This window comes from Prochlorococcus sp. MIT 0701, assembly GCF_000760295.1.
Lineage (GTDB): Bacteria > Cyanobacteriota > Cyanobacteriia > PCC-6307 > Cyanobiaceae > Prochlorococcus.
Window position 1 is genome coordinate 19,411 of record NZ_JNBA01000010.1, and the last position, 19,748, is coordinate 39,158.

General features: G+C 51.2%; 11 protein-coding genes. 9 read left to right on the forward strand and 2 right to left on the reverse strand.

Annotated elements, in window-relative coordinates; translation table 11 throughout:
- Window positions 1-78 precede the first annotated feature (78 nt).
- The gene (locus tag EV12_RS02015) at window positions 79-2,436 is read right to left on the reverse strand and encodes an arylsulfatase (protein ID WP_036911337.1); all 2,358 of its coding nucleotides are present in this window, start codon (window positions 2,434-2,436) and stop codon (window positions 79-81) included.
- A 461-nt stretch (window positions 2,437-2,897) separates the two neighbouring features.
- Here EV12_RS02015 and EV12_RS02020 point away from each other — a divergent pair, with 461 nt between their 5' ends.
- The 4 genes from EV12_RS02020 (at window position 2,898) to rpiA (ending at window position 7,394) form a co-directional block, all read left to right on the forward strand.
- Window positions 2,898-3,899 carry a hypothetical protein gene (locus EV12_RS02020; RefSeq protein ID WP_036911339.1) on the forward strand — a complete coding sequence of 334 codons (1,002 nt, stop codon included), beginning with the start codon at window positions 2,898-2,900 and terminating at the stop codon, window positions 3,897-3,899.
- Between the two features lie 195 nt (window positions 3,900-4,094).
- A complete protein-coding gene (locus tag EV12_RS02025; RefSeq protein ID WP_241466484.1) occupies window positions 4,095-4,931 on the forward strand; it encodes a hypothetical protein in 837 nt (278 codons plus the stop codon).
- A gap of 546 nt (window positions 4,932-5,477) precedes the next feature.
- Window positions 5,478-6,635 (forward strand): trypsin-like peptidase domain-containing protein, encoded by a 1,158-nt coding sequence (locus EV12_RS02030; RefSeq protein ID WP_036911433.1) that lies wholly within the window; start codon window positions 5,478-5,480, stop codon window positions 6,633-6,635.
- A gap of 42 nt (window positions 6,636-6,677) precedes the next feature.
- Window positions 6,678-7,394, forward strand: a complete 717-nt coding sequence (rpiA, locus tag EV12_RS02035; RefSeq protein ID WP_036911343.1) for a ribose-5-phosphate isomerase RpiA — start codon at window positions 6,678-6,680, stop codon at window positions 7,392-7,394.
- Between the two features lie 4 nt (window positions 7,395-7,398).
- On the opposite strand, the gene hisD is transcribed toward rpiA, so the two are convergent.
- Window positions 7,399-8,727 (reverse strand): histidinol dehydrogenase, encoded by a 1,329-nt coding sequence (hisD, locus tag EV12_RS02040; protein WP_036911435.1) that lies wholly within the window; start codon window positions 8,725-8,727, stop codon window positions 7,399-7,401.
- A 130-nt stretch (window positions 8,728-8,857) separates the two neighbouring features.
- Here hisD and rpsT point away from each other — a divergent pair, with 130 nt between their 5' ends.
- The 5 genes from rpsT to EV12_RS02065 all read left to right on the forward strand — a co-directional run bounded on the left by rpsT (window position 8,858) and on the right by EV12_RS02065 (window position 19,742).
- Window positions 8,858-9,160 carry a 30S ribosomal protein S20 gene (gene rpsT, locus EV12_RS02045; RefSeq protein ID WP_036911345.1) on the forward strand — a complete coding sequence of 101 codons (303 nt, stop codon included), beginning with the start codon at window positions 8,858-8,860 and terminating at the stop codon, window positions 9,158-9,160.
- Window positions 9,161-9,206: 46 nt separating this feature from the next.
- Entirely contained in the window at window positions 9,207-10,040 is an 834-nt protein-coding gene (locus tag EV12_RS02050; RefSeq protein WP_036911347.1) for a TatD family hydrolase, read from the forward strand.
- Window positions 10,041-10,322: 282 nt separating this feature from the next.
- Window positions 10,323-13,616 carry a DNA-directed RNA polymerase subunit beta gene (gene rpoB / locus EV12_RS02055; RefSeq protein WP_036911437.1) on the forward strand — a complete coding sequence of 1,098 codons (3,294 nt, stop codon included), beginning with the start codon at window positions 10,323-10,325 and terminating at the stop codon, window positions 13,614-13,616.
- Between the two features lie 49 nt (window positions 13,617-13,665).
- Window positions 13,666-15,570 carry a DNA-directed RNA polymerase subunit gamma gene (locus EV12_RS02060; RefSeq protein ID WP_036911349.1) on the forward strand — a complete coding sequence of 635 codons (1,905 nt, stop codon included), beginning with the start codon at window positions 13,666-13,668 and terminating at the stop codon, window positions 15,568-15,570.
- Between the two features lie 47 nt (window positions 15,571-15,617).
- Entirely contained in the window at window positions 15,618-19,742 is a 4,125-nt protein-coding gene (locus EV12_RS02065) for a DNA-directed RNA polymerase subunit beta' (protein WP_036911351.1), read from the forward strand.
- The last annotated feature ends 6 nt before the right edge of the window (window positions 19,743-19,748 follow it).

A 19,748-nucleotide genomic window follows, 5' to 3' on the forward strand; every position in this document is an offset into this window, starting at 1 on the left:
GGGAATGTGTCCATCTTTAATTGTTGGCTGAAAGCCAAGATGACTAAGCATGAGCACATTCAGAGTGCCCAACCAATGTCACTGTGGATAGATCTCCAATGTCACCTTGTTGATGGTCCCATTGAAAGCACTGAATCGCTGATCCCCAATCACTCTTTGAGCAACAGGTGATCCACGATCCATACCGACATCAGCACCTTCGTCAATCGAAAAACGTGAGCCAACGGTTGCATCAATCCTGCCAGTGGATGTGATTTTGTCATCAACTAGTAGGCGTACATCTGCACCCTTGCCAGCGCCTCCACCATCGTAATCCATCTCAAAGCGAATCTTGGTGCTGCCAGAAGAGAGTTTCTCCTTGCTGCGGAAGGTATGAAGATTGCCGAGGTAGTTATAGGCATAGGCGGGATAACCATCTTCTACATAAAGTGACCATCCGCCAAAGCGGCTCCCTTGGGCCATGATCACGCCGTTGGCATCTTCGATTGAGTCAATTTCAACCTTGGCTGTAATGCTGTTGGAAATGTTCTTAACGTTGAGGATGGCATCTTCAACAAGATCCCACGAGCCTGGGTAGAGATCAAGTTGTGTCCTCGAGCCCATAATTGTTGGCCGGCCTGCAACAGAAGGCAGCAAGCGTTGTAAAAGCCGATCATCTAAGGGAAGTACCTGATTGGCGATTGCTTCTTTCAAGAAGAGTCGTTTCATTGACTCGAGCCGTTCTGGATACTGACTTGCCAAGTTGTTAGCTAGGCTGAAATCATTGCGCGTGTCGTATAACTCCCATCCATCATCTTTGGCGAGGCTATGCATTTTCTTGGGCGCTTCCCATGGCAGGCCAACTGTGGCTCTTGCCATCCAGCCATCTTGATAGATTCCACGATTGCCAACAACTTCGAAATATTGAACCTTGTGACGCTCGGGTGCATCAGCGTTATCGAAAGAATAAACAAGGCTGGTTCCTTGCATCGGGATTTGTGCAATCCCATTGATCTCTTCAGGCATGGGTAAACCAGCAGCTTCAAGGATCGTTGGCGCAACATCAATCACATGGGAGAATTGCTGGCGATATTCTCCTTTTGATGTGATGCCCTCAGGCCAATGAATCACAGTGCCATTGCGTGTACCGCCAAAATCACCGGCAATTTGTTTGGTTAACGCAAATGGAGTATCAAAAGCAATTGCCCAGCCGACTGCCATATGTGGATAGGTGTTTCGATCTCCCCAATTGTCATAATGCTCTAACTGAGCCTCAAGTGTTTCAGGGATGCCGTTAAGCATGTGTCCCCAGTTCCAGTTGCCGGTTTGGTTTCCTTCTGAACTTGTGCCGTTATCACCACTGATATAAATAATCATTGTGTTATCAAGTTCACCAAGCTCATCAAGGGCCTGGATCAGTCGCCCAGCTTGATAATCTGAGTATTCTGTAAAAGCCGCAAACACCTCTGCTTGACGTGCAAACATGCGTTTTTGCACATCACTAAGATCATTCCAGTCCGGCACACTTGCGGGCTTTTCTGCCAATTGTGTGTTTGTAGGTACAACACCTTTTGCGATCTGATTTGCGAGCGTCTCTTCTCTAATAACATCCCAGCCTTTATCAAATTTTCCCTTGTACTTTTGAATCCATTCAGGGCTTACATGGTGTGGTGCATGTGAGCCAGCAGATGCATAATAAATAAAGAAAGGCTTGTCTGGGCGCAGGCCCTGTTGTTGGCGCATCCAGGCAATTGCCTGATCTGTCATATCTTCAAGGAAGTGGTAATTCTCACGATCTGGGTAATCAATGATTGTGACCCCATCGTGAAGCGATGGCTCATACATATTTTCTTCTGCTCCGATGAAGCCATAAAATTTTTCAAATCCCTGTCTGGTTGGCCAGCGGGTTTGTGGTCCCGCAGCAGTGGTTTCACGACCAGGGGTTTCATGCCATTTACCAAAAGCGCCTGTGTTGTAGCCATTGAGCCGTAGGATCTCCGCTACAGGCTCGGCATAGTTAGGCACAACGGTAGTATTACCCGCATATCCAGTCGCAATTTCAGGGATCGAGCCCATGTTCATTACATGGTGATTACGGCCAGCTTTGAGAGCAGCTCGGGTAGGTGCACATAGGGCTGAAGTATGAAATCGGTTATAACTCAGGCCATTGTTTGCTAGTTCTTGCAGGGCCGGCATTTGCACCACTCCGCCAAAGGGCGAAGGGGCACCAAAGCCAACATCATCCAACAAGATGACAACAACATTGGGTGCTTCTTTGGGTGCCTCGACTACATGTTGCCTTGGCATCTTGACTTGACTCGGTAAGCGCTCTTCAACCTTCTGAGGATATGGATCTGCGATAGGAAGGCGCCGGCGATTAATCTCTTCTGCGTTGGCGGCGGATGTTGCAGTGAAACTTATGATACATGCAAGCCAAACAAGTATTCTGAATTTCATGTTTGCTTTGAAGTAGGAGATGTTTTATTACTGATCACCATTTAACAGGGATGTGTCCAAAGTTGGTTGCGTATCCAGACTGACTTGTTGCTAAATTTCAAAAAATCGCAAGGATTTGATCTAAAGAAGTCTTTCCCAAGTTGTGGAAGAGACATGTGAATGCAACTCGCTCAATAGTCTCATCAATCGCTAATGAGACTGGACCGTGACCCATGTCTGAACAATTCTAGAATGATATCCCTTCCCAATGATGCCTTGACGCGCTGATTGGCTTCGTCTTATTTGCTATCAAAAACGAAGCATAAGAGTCATGTGTTCTTCGCTATTCATCAACGGGAACATTCTGGTGATGAGGTCAGTGCTGGGATCTGGATTGCTGGTTGGATTTATCACTTTTTATTACCACTTAATAGGAATTGTCTTTTGGAATAGGCGATAATACCCTGAATTTTTTTCAACCAATGGCAAGAATTGCTCCAGTAGCATTACCACTAAGACGATGTGTGCTGACTGCAGGAGCTGCCCTCAGTGCCATGGTCATGCAACCATCTTTTGCTGAGCATCATGACATTGGTCCTGAGCAGCCATTTGATTTCTCGGCGCTGACCATTCAAGAGAAGATCGCTCAGGCAGATTCTGCAGACCCTGAATCGAGTTCAAAAGCGAACCTAGAGGCTGGAGCAGATCAAGACAACACGGAAGAGTTGGCCAAGGAAGCTCAGAATCCGATTGCGAGCATGATCAGCTTCCCAATTCAGTGGAATGCAACGCCTGGAACTCAATGGGCGCCTTCATTAATTGACCCGTCGGCACGTGATAATCGTACGCAAAATGTTGTCAATGTGCAGCCTGTTGTGCCATTTAAGGTCAGCAATGACCTTACCTTGGTCACACGAACGATTGTGCCAATTGTTAATCAGCCATGGGCTGACGGAGTGGACTTTACAGCCATAGGAGATATCAATCCGAGTGTTTGGCTGGTACCAACTCTTAAGGGGAATCTTACGATCGGCCTTGGGCCAACTTTGATCATTCCATCGGCGACCGATATTCGCATCAGTTCTCAGCGTTGGAGTGCTGGGCCTTCAGTAGTTGTCGTCTATAGCACAGGGCCATGGGTCCTAGGAGGACTTGCTAATAATGTCTGGTCCTTTTCAGGACGTGGAGCCAAAGATGTGAATAAGCTTTTGATCCAGCCATTTCTGAACTACAACATGCCGAAGGGTTGGTACATTACGAGTTCACCAGTTATCACGAATGACTGGAATGCAGATGATGGCAAGGGTTGGATGGTTCCTATTGGAGCTGGGATAGGTAGGGTCTTTAGAATTGGCAATCAACCTGTTAATGCTTCGCTAAGTGCCTATTGGAATGCTGTAAGGCCGGAAATCTTTGGAGAAAAACTTCAAGGTGAATTTACGATCCGTACTCAGGTTCAGTTCCTATTTCCAACTGGTAGCTAAAATATTCTTTTTATTATTCTCCCCACTCATACAAAAAACATGACACCTTCGCGACGCCTAATAGCACTGATTGCAATTTCTACTTTTTCAATGTTGTCCTCTGAGGCCTTTGCAGAGCAATCTCTGTATGAGCGCAATCCTGATCAGGGGCAGGTCTTAGTTTCGATTGAACCAGATCAGCTTGAAGATGATGAGGTGGTTGAAGAGAATGAGGATGTATTGGAAGAGGATGATTGGAGAGTGTATTTGGACCTTTATGGATTCCTGCCATTATCGACCACTGGAGACATCACAATCAATGGAAACACTGCGCCTATAGACTCGAGCCTTGCCGATGTTTTGGCTACGGTTACAGGACTTTTTACAGGAAGAGCTTCTGTGGAGTATGGGCGACTAGGTTTCATGGCTGGGATTATTTATGGCACGTCGTCTGAGGATCAGAGTGGTACAAATAGCTTTGATGGTGAAGAGCTTCATCCTGCAATTGATGGCCTGAAGCTTAATAGTCAATCAACTACAGATTTTAATCAGTCTGTAGTTGACCTTGCTTTGCGCTATCGCCTTGGTGCCATTGAACAGCCAGTCATGAAAACAGGCGACTCAACTTTCATAGGCTTTCTTGGCGCACGAGTCATTGATGCAGGCATGGATATGGATATGTCTTTGTCAGCGGATGTCAAAGTTAATGGCAGGACGTTAACAAAGAAAGAAATACCAGAGTTGGAGAAGAGTGCAAGCGGATCTATTGATCGCACCTGGGTTCAGCCTTTGCTTGGCATGCAGGCGACCTACGCCATGAGCCCAGAATGGCAGGCTTTTATGAGGTTGGATGCGGGAGGATTCGGTCTTTCTGGCAAGAAGGACCTCTCTGGAACTGCTCAGGTAGGACTTGCTTATACAGTTGGGAATTCAGCGCAATTAACTCTTTCTTGGAAGTACTTTGGTATTGAGTACGCTGGTTATGATTCTGATAATAGCTATAGTAATTATCAGAATGGTGTCAACCTTGGCTTGAGATGGTTCTTTCCTTAATGGTTTTTAGCCGGGCCCATTGTCATTGAGAGTTGCTATTGCTATCAGTCATCTGTCTTGAAATCTCTTAATACTCAGAGATTTATATTAGTGCGTAAACTATAAGAATTATTCTCCGTTATGCATCATGATTTCTGTGTGTTCTCACTTTTAATGCTTCGCCAGGCCTTCTAGTCCTTCAATTCTTAACCAAAGCCAATGTAGCCTAATTGACAGGATTGATTTGTAGGATCTTCTGCTGTTTGAATTTTAGATAGCATGGCAGGATTTGATCCCATGCTTCTTCTCCCATCGAAGAACGAATGCTCCCATCCTCAGGGGCTTTGGTGCTGATGATTTGCTGTGGTGTCATCGACATAGCATCGGATTGTTGGAGTTTGCTTGCTGATGACTTCTTGTTGGAGTCGGCTTGATCGTTTGGTCTCAAATCATTAGCAACCTCCTAGGCATAGAAATAGGCACACAAAGTATTGATTTCAGCATTCTTCTGGCAGATCGGTGGCGTGGCTTTGTCTCGCCCCTCTGTTTCGGCTTAGCCTCGAGGCCATGATTTCTTTCAGGCTGTTGCTGCAACAGGGTTGCATTGTTTTGAAGCGCTTTTGGGGATTGTTTTTGATGGCCGTGCTGTTCCCCTTTGCTGCCGGGGTTCAGCCTGTTTGGGCTTTGTCTAGTTTTGATGGGACGAGCAGCCATAACTTTGTTGCTGATGCGGTAAGTCAGGTCGCGCCCGCAGTGGTTCGCATTGATACGGAACGCACTGTTCAGCGTCAGCCTTTTGATCCCACGCTGATCGATCCCTTGCTGCGAGATCTCTTGGGCGAGCCAGGAATTGGGCCAGAGCGTGAGCGGGGTCAGGGTTCGGGTGTCGTGATTGATGACCAGGGGTTGGTGCTGACCAATGCTCATGTAGTTGAACGGGTGGATGCGGTCAGCGTCACCCTTGCCGATGGTGATCAGCACGATGGTTCGGTTGTCGGGACGGATCCTGTTACTGATCTGGCTCTTGTGCGACTGGATGGGGACACCCGTCCTGAGGCCGCTCCTCTTGGTGATTCAGATGCGCTTGAGGTAGGTGATTGGGCGATTGCTCTTGGCACCCCCTATGGCCTTGAACGCACCGTCACCCTTGGCATTGTTAGCAGCCTGCATCGCAATATCAGCAGCCTCGGCTTCTCTGATAAACGTCTGGATTTGATTCAGACCGATGCCGCGATTAACCCAGGTAATTCCGGTGGTCCACTCGTGAATGGTCGTGGTGAGGTGATCGGTATCAACACCCTGGTTCGTTCTGGTCCAGGTGCTGGTTTGGGATTTGCTATCCCGATCAATTTGGCTCGACATGTTTCTGAGCAGCTTTTGACCAGTGGGGAGGTGGTGCATCCTTATTTGGGTGTCCAATTGGTGCCGCTGACAGCTCGTATTGCCAGGGAGCACAATCGTGATCCGAATTCGCTGGTGGAACTACCTGAACGCTTTGGGGCGCTTGTACAGAGTGTTTTGCCGGATAGCCCGGCGGAACGAGCTGGTTTGCGGCGTGGTGATCTGGTGATTGCTGCAGCTGAAACATCAGTCTCTGATCCACAAACTCTGCTTAAGCAGGTTGATCAGGCTGAGATCGGTGTGCCCTTCTCATTAAGGATCATGCGTAATGGTCAAGAGATGAGCCTTTCGGTTAATCCAGCCGCATTACCTGGCCTTAGTTGAAACCCTTGCCCTTGCTACCGTCGCGCCGATGATTCAGAAACGATGGTGGACCTTCAAACTCAGATGAAGCAGGCGGTGGCGGCAGCCGCTGTGGAACAGATCAAAGATGGCATGGTGCTTGGTTTGGGTTCAGGCTCGACGGCAGCTCTGATGATCCAGGCTCTTGGTGACAAGCTGGCCAGTGGGGAGCTTCGGGACATTGTTGGCGTTACCACCTCTTTCCAAGGCGAAGTGATGGCTGCGGAGTTGGGGATTCCCTTGCGCAACCTCACGGCCGTAGATCGCATTGATTTGGCGATCGATGGAGCTGATGAAGTTGATCCCTCTTTTCAGTTAATTAAAGGTGGCGGGGCCTGCCATGTGCAGGAGAAGCTTGTCGCCAGTAGAGCGGATCGCTTTGTGGTTGTTGTTGATTCCACAAAGATTGTTGATCGGCTCAACCTTGGTTTTTTACTTCCTGTTGAGGTCTTGCCTGGTGCTTGGCGACAGGTGCAGGGTCGCTTGGCTGAGTTGGGCGGTATTGCTGATTTGCGTATGGCTCACTGCAAGGCCGGTCCGGTGGTCACCGATCAGGGCAATCTCGTTTTGGATGTGAGCATGGCCGGGGGTATTGGTGATCCTGAGGATCTGGAGTGTCGAATTAACAATCTTCCGGGTGTCTTGGAGAACGGTTTGTTCGTCAATCTCACCGATGAAGTTTTGGTTGGCGAGATTAGTGATGGTGTTGCGGGAGTGCGTCGTCTACAGCGCCGTGAGTAGAGGGTTATTCGAAGCGGATACGCACGGATTCAGCATGGCTGTGCAAGCCTTCGCTGCTGGCCAATTCTCTTACGGCGTCAGCAGTGGCCTCAAGGGCAGATCGATTGAATTCGATCAGAGAGGTGTGCCGCAGAAATGTTTCCACGCTTAGGGCGCCACTGAAGCGGGCCGTTCCGCATGTCGGTAGTGTGTGGTTTGGCCCGGCTAGATAGTCACCTACTGCTTCAGGGGTCCAGGGGCCGATGAAGATGGCGCCGGCATTGTTGATGCGGTCGGCAATGGCGTGCGGGTGCTCGACCAATAACTCCAGGTGCTCAGGTGCGAAGTGATCGCTGAGTTGAGCGCAGGTGTCCAGGCTGTCGCATATCACCACCAGCCCCCAGTTGCTTAAAGAGGCTCGGCAGATCTGCTCGCGAGGATGCCCCTTAAGCTGAGCCTCCAGCTGGGATGGGAGCAGTTCGGCGAGGCTTGCTTCCGTGGTGAGTAGTACTGCAGCAGCAAGTGGATCGTGTTCTGATTGGGCCAGTAGATCGGCGGCCACCTGCTCAACATGAGCACTCTGGTCGGCGATTACTAAAACCTCACTTGGGCCGGCTAGCGAATCAATGCCCACTTGCCCGTAGACGGCCTTTTTCGCAAGGGTGACGTAGAGATTGCCGGGTCCGCTGATCACATCGACCTTTGGCACGGTTTCAGTGCCAAAGGCCAGGGCTGCGATGGCCTGGGCACCACCGAGACGCAAGACCTCACGAATTCCTGCTAGGTGTGCGGCGGCTAGAACGGTTCTGTTGATCTGACCATCCCTTCCAGCAGGTGAAGTCATCACCAGCTGCTCTACGCCGGCTACTTGTGCAGGGACTGCATTCATTAGCACGGTGCTCGGATAGGCAGCTCGGCCTCCTGGAATGTAGATCCCGGCTTTTTGTACAGGGCGCCAGCGGCGGCCCAATTGTTCGCCGTGGATGCCTTGCACCATCAGGTCATTCGGTCGCTGATGCTGATGGAAATCCTGGATACGGCGATAGGCCAGCTCCAGAGCAGATTGAAGGCTTTTGGGAGTTTTTCGCCAGGCGTCTTCCAACTCTTCTGGAGCTACGGTCAATGGCTCTGGACGAAAACCGTCAAAGCGCTCGGTCAAGGTCCTTAGGGCTTGGTCCCCTTGACTGCGAACGGTGTCGAGAATGTCCTCCACCGTCGCCATCGCTTGCTTTTGAGAATTGCCGGTAGAGCGGTTGGCCAGCCGCTCTAGTTCACGCTTGGCTTGTTGCTGATCCCGAACACAATGAATCAGGGTTGAGGGAGTCTCTGACTCGGCCTGGCCGCTTTGTGTCAAAGTCTGCAACCTGAATATCTGAAATCAAGTTAGGGCTTGCTCTTCTGGCTTGTCTTAAAGCGCTTGCAATGGCATTTGAAAAATAGGTGCTGGGTTAATGTGATCGATTGTTGAATCAGCGCAAGGATCTGTGGCCAATAACAAGTCTTCCAAGAAGCGTGTTCAGATTGCCGAGCGCAACCGTCTTGAGAACAAGTCGTATAAATCGGCCATGCGCACATTAATGAAGCGTTGCTTCAGCGCTTGTAGTAATTATTCTCAGCAGCCTGGCGAGACAGCTAAAGCGAATGTGCAGGCCAGCATTGATTCGGCCTTCAGCAAGATTGATAAGGCGGTGAAATGTGGAGTTCTGCATCGCAACACCGCTGCCCATCAGAAGTCTCGTCTTAGTGCAGCTGTGAAGCATGCGATTGAACCGGCGCCAAGCACATAGGGCTGATTGTCATGGTCCCTCGTGAAAGGGTTTGTCCTTTCCCTTGATGAGGGAAGGCCTGCACAATGGGGCCAAACAAGCGTTTTGGGTTCTGGTGTCGTCTCCGATTCTTATCGATAGTCATTGTCACATCGTCTTTCGCAATTTCGATGATGATCTCGATGAGGTAGCTGCTCGCTGGCGACAGGCAGGCGTAGCGAGCCTGCTGCATGCGTGCGTGGAACCTGCAGAGATTCCTGCGATTCGTGCTTTGGCGGATCGTTTCCCTGAGCTGCGCTATTCAGTGGGGGTTCATCCCCTCGACACGCAGCACTGGAATCATCAGACGCAGTCGCTTTTGCGAGATGCAGCTCTTGAAGATTCAAGGGTGGTGGCTATTGGTGAACTGGGGCTTGATCTTTACCGGGATTCAAACCTTGAACAGCAGTTTGCTGTGCTGAGACCGCAGCTGGATTTGGCCACGGAGTTGGATCTTCCCGTGATCATTCATTGTCGTGATGCATTTGATCCCATGCTGTTGGAGTTGCGTCAGCGCCAGAAGGAGGGTCGTTGCCCTAGGGGGGTGATGCATTGCTGGGGCGGCACAACAGAGGACATGAAGGCCTGCTTGGATCTTGGCCTTTACATCAGTTTCAGTGGCACAGTCACCTTCCCGAAGGCTGAGGCCATTCACGCCTGCGCGCGCGAAGTTCCGCAGAATCGTTTTCTAGTCGAGACGGATTGCCCGTTTCTGGCCCCAGTGCCTCGAAGGGGTAAGCGCAATGAGCCTGCCTTCGTCGAGGCTGTGGCTTCTCGGGTGGCTGAGCTTCGAGGGCAGTCTTTGGCCTTAGTTGCAACCAATACCACGGCTAATGCAAGACGATTGTTTTCTTTGCCCTGATCTCAAGACATTGGGCAGGTGTTTGGCGCTCTACAAGTGTAAAATTGTTGACTGGTCTGGCCATGATGCAGTTTTTCTGCGTCCCTGCCGCCCGAAGCGCCCATTGTCTTCTGGTGCATTGTTGACGTCAGTCTTTTTGACTCGAGATCTCTGAGCCCATGAGTGCGGCAGCCTCTCCTTGGTAAGGGAGCGGCTGCCGCTGTCTTTTGTGCTGCCGACTCGGATCTAGGCCCGTCGATTGTTCAGGTCTTCCAATTTCACTTCTCAACTGCAGGTCTCCGCATGAGCAGCAGCGCGATTCAGGTCGCCAAGACCGCCACCTACCTGCCTGATCTTGTTGAAGTTCAGCGGGCGAGCTTCAAGTGGTTTCTTGATGAGGGCTTGATCGAGGAGTTGGATAGCTTTTCTCCGATCACTGACTACACAGGCAAGCTTGAACTCCATTTCGTTGGCAATGAATACCGACTGAAGCGGCCTCGCCACGATGTTGAAGAGGCCAAGCGCCGTGATGCGACGTTCGCCTCGCAGATGTATGTGACCTGTCGCTTAGTGAATAAGGAAACAGGTGAGATTAAGGAGCAGGAGGTATTTATTGGCGAGCTTCCTCTCATGACTGAGCGAGGTACGTTCATTATCAATGGTGCAGAGAGGGTCATTGTTAATCAGATTGTGCGCAGCCCAGGGGTATATTTTAAGGATGAACAGGATAAGAACGGACGAAGAACATATAATGCCAGTGTTATCCCTAATCGTGGCGCCTGGCTAAAGTTCGAAACAGATAAGAACGATCTTCTGCATGTGCGTGTTGATAAAACACGCAAAATTAATGCCCATGTTTTGATGCGGGCCATGGGGCTATCAGACAACGATGTAATCGATAAGCTTCGTCACCCCGAGTATTACAAGAAGTCTATTGAGGCTGCAAATGAGGAGGGAATTAGTTCAGAGGATCAGGCTTTGCTTGAGCTCTACAAAAAGCTTCGTCCTGGTGAGCCTCCTTCAGTAAGCGGCGGACAACAGCTCCTGCAGACCCGATTTTTTGATCCCAAGCGTTACGACCTTGGCCGAGTTGGCCGTTACAAGATTAATAAAAAGCTGCGTCTAACTATCCCGAATACGGTGCGTACCCTCACCCATGAGGATGTGCTCTCAACCCTTGATTATTTGATCAACTTAGAACTCGATGTGGGTGGTGCCAGCCTTGATGACATTGATCACCTGGGCAATCGTCGAGTGCGTTCCGTGGGTGAACTTTTGCAGAACCAGGTCCGGGTTGGCCTCAATCGCCTGGAGAGGATTATCAAGGAACGGATGACGGTGGGTGAGACCGATTCGCTCACGCCAGCTCAGTTGGTGAACCCCAAGCCTCTCGTTGCAGCTGTTAAGGAGTTCTTCGGTTCCAGTCAGTTGAGTCAGTTCATGGATCAGACGAATCCATTGGCTGAGCTCACCCACAAACGTCGTATCTCCGCTCTGGGGCCAGGGGGCCTCACTAGGGAGCGTGCCGGCTTCGCGGTGCGTGATATTCACCCCTCTCACTATGGCCGTCTCTGCCCAATTGAGACACCGGAAGGCCCGAATGCAGGTTTGATCAATTCACTAGCTACCCACGCTCGCGTCAATCAGTATGGCTTCATTGAGACCCCCTTCTGGAAGGTTGAGAACGGTCGCCTGATCAAAGAGGGTGACCCCATCTATCTATCAGCTGATCTTGAGGATGAGTGTCGTGTGGCTCCTGGTGATGTGGCCACTGATGCCGATGGACAGATTCTCGCTGAATTAATTCCGGTACGTTATCGCCAGGACTTCGAAAAAGTTCCACCTGAGCAGGTGGATTATGTGCAGCTCTCGCCGGTGCAGGTGATCTCTGTCGCCACCTCCTTGATTCCTTTTCTCGAGCACGATGACGCCAATAGGGCTCTGATGGGATCAAATATGCAACGGCAGGCCGTACCACTGTTGCGACCTGAGCGTCCTTTGGTGGGGACAGGGCTCGAAACTCAGGTGGCTCGTGATTCCGGGATGGTGCCCATCTCCCGTGTTAATGGCATGGTCACATTCGTGGATGCCACTGCGATCATCGTCCGGGATGAGGATGGGGTTGATCACACCCACTACCTGCAGAAGTATCAGCGTTCAAATCAGGACACCTGTCTCAATCAGCGTCCGATTGTCTGCCAGGGTGATCCGGTGATCGTGGGTCAGGTTCTCGCGGATGGTTCGGCTTGTGAAGGCGGTGAAATTGCTTTAGGTCAGAACGTTTTGGTCGCTTATATGCCTTGGGAGGGTTACAACTACGAGGACGCTATTCTTGTTAGCGAACGCTTGGTTAAGGACGACCTCTACACCTCGGTGCATATCGAGAAGTATGAGATCGAGGCACGACAGACAAAGCTTGGTCCCGAGGAGATCACCAGGGAGATACCCAATGTTGCCGAGGAAAGTCTTGGCAATCTTGATGAAATGGGCATCATTCGCATCGGTGCTTTTGTCGAGAGCGGCGACATTTTGGTGGGCAAAGTGACGCCTAAAGGTGAGTCAGATCAGCCTCCCGAAGAGAAGCTTTTGCGTGCCATTTTTGGTGAAAAAGCGCGCGATGTGCGTGATAACTCTCTGCGCGTTCCCAGCACTGAACGAGGACGAGTTGTGGACGTTCGTATTTACACTCGTGAACAGGGTGATGAGCTTCCCCCTGGCGCCAATATGGTCGCTCGAGTGTATGTGGCTCAGCGTCGCAAGATCCAGGTTGGCGACAAGATGGCCGGTCGCCACGGCAATAAAGGAATTATCAGTCGCATTCTTCCCCGCGAAGATATGCCTTTTCTGCCCGATGGCACTCCAGTTGACATCGTTTTGAATCCTTTGGGCGTGCCCAGCCGGATGAATGTAGGACAGGTGTTTGAGTGCTTAATGGGATGGGCAGCAGCCAATCTCGACTGTCGCGTCAAGGTGGTGCCTTTTGATGAAATGTATGGAGCTGAAAAGTCTCAGCAGACAGTTGAGGCTTATCTCAAGGAAGCTGCCAAACAGCCAGGTAAGGAATGGGTCTACAACCCTGAAAATCCTGGCAAGCTTCAATTGATTGATGGACGATCGGGTGAACCTTTCGACCAGCCGGTGACTGTTGGTTATGCACAGATTCTGAAGCTTGTTCATCTGGTTGACGACAAGATCCATGCTCGCTCAACAGGTCCGTATTCACTGGTAACCCAGCAACCTCTTGGCGGTAAGGCTCAACAAGGTGGCCAACGTTTGGGTGAGATGGAGGTGTGGGCTCTTGAGGCTTATGGCGCCGCTTACACCCTGCAGGAGCTGCTTACTGTTAAATCAGACGATATGCAGGGTCGTAATGAAGCCCTCAATGCAATCGTTAAGGGCAAGCCTATCCCCAGACCGGGGACACCCGAGTCTTTCAAGGTGTTGATGCGTGAGCTTCAGTCTCTCGGGCTCGATATCGCTGTTTATACCGATGAAGGCAAAGAAGTGGATCTGATGCAGGATGTGAACCCTCGCCGTAGTACTCCTAGCCGACCCACTTACGAATCCCTTGGAGTTGCGGATTACGACGAAGATTAACGGCCTTACCTAACTGCTTTTCGTTTCCCAAACTGTTTGCGATTCGTTCATGACTAACAGCAACCTCCGTACAGAGAACCACTTCGACTACGTCAAAATCACACTTGCTTCACCAGATCGGGTGATGGAGTGGGGTCAGCGCACACTTCCTAATGGGCAGGTTGTGGGTGAAGTGACTAAGCCGGAGACGATCAATTACCGCACCCTTAAGCCTGAGATGGACGGGCTCTTTTGCGAGAAGATCTTCGGCCCTTCAAAGGATTGGGAGTGTCATTGCGGGAAATATAAGCGGGTTCGACACCGTGGCATTGTCTGTGAGCGCTGTGGCGTGGAGGTCACTGAAAGTCGGGTTCGGCGTCATCGCATGGGCTTCATCAAGTTGGCCGCTCCTGTCTCCCACGTTTGGTATTTGAAAGGGATACCTAGTTATGTGGCGATCTTGTTAGATATGCCACTACGTGATGTTGAGCAGATTGTTTACTTCAACTGTTATGTAGTGCTCGATCCTGGCGATCATAAGGAACTAAAGTATAAGCAATTACTCACTGAGGATGAGTGGCTAGAGATCGAAGATGAGATCTATGCGGAAGATTCCACGATTGAGAATGAGCCGATGGTTGGCATCGGTGCTGAAGCCCTAAAGCAATTGCTAGAAGATTTAGAGTTAGCTGATGTAGCTGAACAGTTGCGAGAGGATATTTCCTCTAGTAAGGGGCAGAAACGGGCCAAGTTGATTAAGCGTTTGAGAGTGATTGATAATTTCATTGCGACCAATGCAAGGCCTGAATGGATGGTGCTGGATGCAATTCCAGTTATTCCTCCAGATTTGCGCCCCATGGTGCAACTAGATGGTGGACGTTTCGCTACATCCGACCTAAATGATCTCTACCGTCGGGTGATTAACCGCAACAATCGTCTTGCGCGACTTCAGGAAATCTTGGCCCCTGAAATTATCGTTCGCAATGAGAAGCGGATGCTCCAAGAGGCAGTTGATGCTCTGATCGATAATGGTCGTCGTGGTCGAACTGTTGTTGGTGCTAATAATCGCCCGTTGAAGTCACTTAGTGACATCATTGAGGGCAAACAGGGTCGCTTCCGCCAGAACTTGTTAGGTAAGCGGGTTGACTATTCCGGTCGTTCCGTGATTGTGGTGGGCCCCAAGCTGAAGATGCATCAGTGCGGCTTGCCTAAAGAGATGGCAATCGAGCTATTCCAGCCTTTTGTGATCCATCGCCTGATTCGTCAAAACATTGTCAACAACATCAAAGCCGCTAAGAAGTTGATTCAGCGAGCTGATGATGAGGTGATGCAGGTACTGCAGGAGGTCATCGAGGGGCATCCGATCCTGTTGAATCGAGCACCGACTCTGCACCGTCTGGGTATACAGGCTTTTGAACCGAAGCTGGTTGCTGGCCGTGCCATTCAGCTTCACCCGTTGGTTTGCCCTGCCTTTAACGCCGACTTTGATGGCGACCAAATGGCTGTTCATGTGCCTTTGGCGATTGAGGCTCAGACGGAAGCGCGAATGTTGATGTTGGCCAGTAACAACATCCTTTCACCTGCCACTGGCGATCCGATCATCACGCCTTCCCAGGACATGGTGCTTGGCTCCTATTACCTCACGGCGATTAAGCCGGGAGCTTCTGTTCCTGAGTTTGGCGATCAATCCAGAACCTATGCTGGTTTAGGGGACGTCATCCATGCGTTTGAAGATAAAAGACTCCTCCTGCATGACTGGGTTTGGGTTCGCTTCAACGGTGAGGTAGAGGATGAAGATGAAATTGACAAACCTCTCAAGGCTGAATCACTTAGTGATGGCACTCGCATTGAGCAGTGGACTTATCGCCGAGACCGTTTCGATGAAGACGGAGCGTTGATCAGTCGCTACATCCTCACAACAGTGGGTCGAGTGGTGATGAATTACACAATTATCGATGCGGTGGCCGCTGCCTGAGTCACTCCAAAACCAGTTTTCTTCTCTGACCTGATGCGCGTGTAGCCATGACCTCAACCTCCCCGAAATCCCGCAAGCCTTCGACCAAGACCACCAAGCCCAAGGCCAAGTCCAAGTCCAAGTCCAAGGCAGCGAAGGCTGCTGCGGCGAGCGCTTCGCCAGCACTGGCGAAGACTCCACCGCAGTTTCGTAACCGGGTTGTCGATAAGAAGGCCCTCAAGCAACTGGTGGCATGGGCTTTCAAGACACACGGCACCGCTGTAACCGCTTCCATGGCGGACAATCTCAAGGACCTTGGCTTTCGCTACGCCACTCAGGCTGCCGTGTCGATTTCCGTGGAAGACCTCAAGGTGCCTGAGGCAAAGCAAGACTTGCTTTGCCAGGCGGAGGCTCAGATCACGGCCACCGAGGAGTGTTATCGCCTTGGCGAAATCACAGAGGTTGAGCGACATACCAAGGTGATTGATACCTGGACTGAAACCAATGAGCGTTTGGTTGATGCGGTCAAGAAGAATTTCAACCAGAACGACCCGCTTAACTCGGTCTGGATGATGGCCAACTCTGGGGCGCGTGGAAACATGTCTCAGGTGCGCCAGCTTGTTGGGATGCGTGGCCTGATGGCCAATCCGCAGGGGGAGATTATTGATTTACCGATTCGCACCAACTTCCGCGAGGGTCTAACGGTTACTGAGTACGTGATCTCCTCTTACGGAGCACGTAAGGGTCTTGTTGATACGGCGTTGCGAACGGCCGATTCCGGTTATCTCACGCGTCGTCTGGTGGATGTTGCTCAGGATGTGATCGTTCGTGAGGATGATTGCGGCACCACTAGGGCCATCATGGTGAAGGTGGAGGACGGTGGTTTCGGTAGCCGTCTTGTTGGTCGCCTCACTTCAGAGCAAGTCGTCAATGCTGACGGCGAAGTTCTTGCTGAACGTGATACGGAAATCGATCCACCGCTTTCTAAGCGTCTGGACAAGGCAGGCATCACTGAGATCATGGTGCGCTCACCGCTTACCTGTGAGGCCAATCGTTCCGTATGTAGGAAGTGCTACGGCTGGGCATTGGCTCACAACGAATTAGCCGATCTCGGTGAAGCCGTCGGCATTATTGCTGCTCAGTCCATCGGTGAACCGGGCACGCAGCTCACCATGCGAACTTTCCATACCGGTGGTGTGTCTACCGCTGAGACTGGTGTGGTTCGCTCCACTGTTGCTGGCACAGTTGAGTTTGGTCCAAAGTCTCGTGTGCGTGGTTATCGCACTCCCCATGGTCTAGAGGCTCAGCAGGCTGAGGTGGACTTCACTCTCACTGTGAAGCCTTCAGGCAAGGGACGTGCGCAGAGGATCGACATCACCTCCGGATCTTTGCTGTTCGTTAGTGATGGTCAGGAGATCGAGGCGGATGTGACTGTTGTTCAGATCGCATCTGTTGCGGTGAAAAAGAGCGTGGAGAAGGCCACCAAAGATGTGATTTGTGACCTGGCTGGTCAGGTTCGTTATGAGAAGGCTATTCAGCCCAGAGAAGTTAAAGACCGTCAGGGAAATATCACTCTTAAGGCACAGCGTTTAGGGCGACTTTGGGTGCTTGCTGGGGATGTCTACAACCTTCCTCCTAATGCCGAACCTGTAGTCCAGGGCAATGTCAAAGTTGAACGTGGTCAGGTGTTGGCGGAGGCCAGCCAGGCCAGCGAGTTTGGAGGTGAAGTTCGTCTACGCGATTCGATCGGGGATTCTCGCGAGGTGCAGATCGTGACTACCTCGATGACGATGAAAGACTTCAAGCTGCTCGGAGAGTCCACTCATTCAGGTGAACTTTGGCATCTGGAGGCCAAAGATGGTACCCGTTATCGCCTTAACACCATTCCCGGAAGCAAGATTGGCAATGGAGAAGTGGTGGCTGAATTGGCTGATGACCGCTTCCGCACTCAGACCGGTGGTCTGGTGCGATTTGCCCCTGGTCTGGCGATCAAGAAGGCTCGCTCAGCCAAGAATGGCTTTGAGGTGAATAAGGGTGGCACCTTGCTTTGGATCCCTCAGGAGACACATGAGATCAACAAGGATATTTCCTTGTTGATGATCGAGGACGGCCAGTGGATTGAGGCCGGTAATGAGGTTGTGAAGGACATCTTCAGCCAGACCGCAGGGATCGTAACGGTTACTCAGAAGAACGACATCCTGCGCGAAATCATCGTTCGTAGTGGCAGTTTCCACCTTTGCACTGAAACCAAGGCCTTAGAGCGTTTCACAGGTGATGGCCAGATCGTGAACCCAGGCGAGACGATTGCCAAGGGCATCAACTCAGAAGCCATGGTCTTTGTGCAGACCGTGGACACACCTGAGGGGACTGGTCTGTTGCTAAGACCTGTGGAGGAATACACCATCCCAAATGAGGCACAACTCCCTGAGTTGACTCATGTCAAGCAGCCGAAGGGGCCTCATCTGGGGATTAAGGCCACCCAGCGACTCGCCTTTAAGGACGGAGAGCTGATCAAATCGGTTGAGGGCGTAGAGCTACTCAAAACCCAACTCATTCTTGAGACGTTTGACACGACTCCTCAGATGACTGTGGATGTAGAGGCTGTGCGTGACAAGCGAGCTAAGACCATCGAACGATTGCGTTTGGTGATTCTTGAGAGCATCCTTGTGCGTCGTGACACAATCTCAGATTCAAGCCATGGCTCCACTCACACCGAGTTACAGGTTGAGGACGGCCAGTCGGTTAAAGCTAGTGATGTGGTTGCGACAACTCAGATCCTTTGTAAGCAAGAGGGGATCGCCCAGTTGCCTGTTGCCCAGGAGGGTGACCCTGTGCGGCGTTTGATTGTTGAGCGTGAAGAAGACACCATTACGGTGACGACTAAGGGCAGTCCCCTCGTGGGGGTAGGCCAGCGATTGGTCGATGGCGACTCTTTGGCAAAAGATGAGCCGTCAAGTTGTTGCGGAGAGGTAGAGGAGGTTGAAGGCAAAGCAATCACCTTGCGCCTTGGACGTCCTTACATGGTGTCTCCAGATTCTGTATTGCACGTTCGCGATGGCGATTTGGTGCAGCGGGGTGATGCTTTGGCGTTGCTGGTGTTTGAACGTCAGAAGACAGGAGACATTGTTCAGGGTTTGCCGCGGATTGAGGAGTTGCTCGAAGCTCGTCGCCCAAGGGAATCTGCTGTGCTCTGTAAGAAGCCAGGCACTGTGGAGATCAAGCAAGGAGAAGACGATGAATCAATCACGGTGACTGTGATTGAGGCAGATGATGCTATTGGCGAATACCCGATTCTTCTTGGTCGTAACGTCATGGTCAGCAATGGGCAGCAGGTCCATGCTGGAGAACTGCTCACTGATGGTCCGATTAACCCTCACGAGCTACTCGATTGCTTTTTCGAGGATTTACGTGTGCGCAAGCCGTTGATGGAAGCTGCACAAGAGGCGATCGCCAAACTCCAGCACCGTTTGGTCACAGAGGTTCAAAATGTCTACAAGTCACAGGGTGTCTCGATTCACGACAAACACATTGAGGTGATTGTGCGCCAGATGACTAGCAAGGTGCGGATTGAGGATGCTGGTGATACCACTTTGCTGCCAGGTGAGTTAATCGAATTGCGTCAGGTGGAGGACACCAATCAGGCCATGGCGATCACTGGTGGAGCCCCTTCAGAATTCACACCTGTTCTGCTGGGAATTACCAAGGCGTCTTTGAACACCGACAGCTTTATCTCGGCGGCTTCTTTCCAAGAGACCACACGAGTGCTCACTGAAGCCGCAATTGAGGGTAAGAGCGATTGGCTACGTGGTCTCAAAGAGAATGTGATCATCGGTCGGTTGATTCCTGCCGGCACGGGCTTCAGTGGCTTCCAGGAAGAGTTGCGAGCTGAGGCTGGACCTCACCCGGACATCCTCGCCGAGGACCCTGCGGGCTATCGCCGAATGCAGAACTTGCGTCCGGATTACACCGTGGAAATGCCTGCAGCTCCTGCGGCCAGTTCGACTGCTGTGTTGGCTGACCCCAGTGACGCTGATTTGGAGGCCACACGCAGTCGTCATGGTATTGATCCATCGGCTAGCAACTTCGCTGCTTTTGTTCGTCCTACTGGTGAGAATGAACTCGAGGAGGAACAGCTGCCAGATCCCTCCGCTCTCGAGGGTCTTCAGCAGGAGGGGCTGCTCACTGAGGAGTGAGCAAAG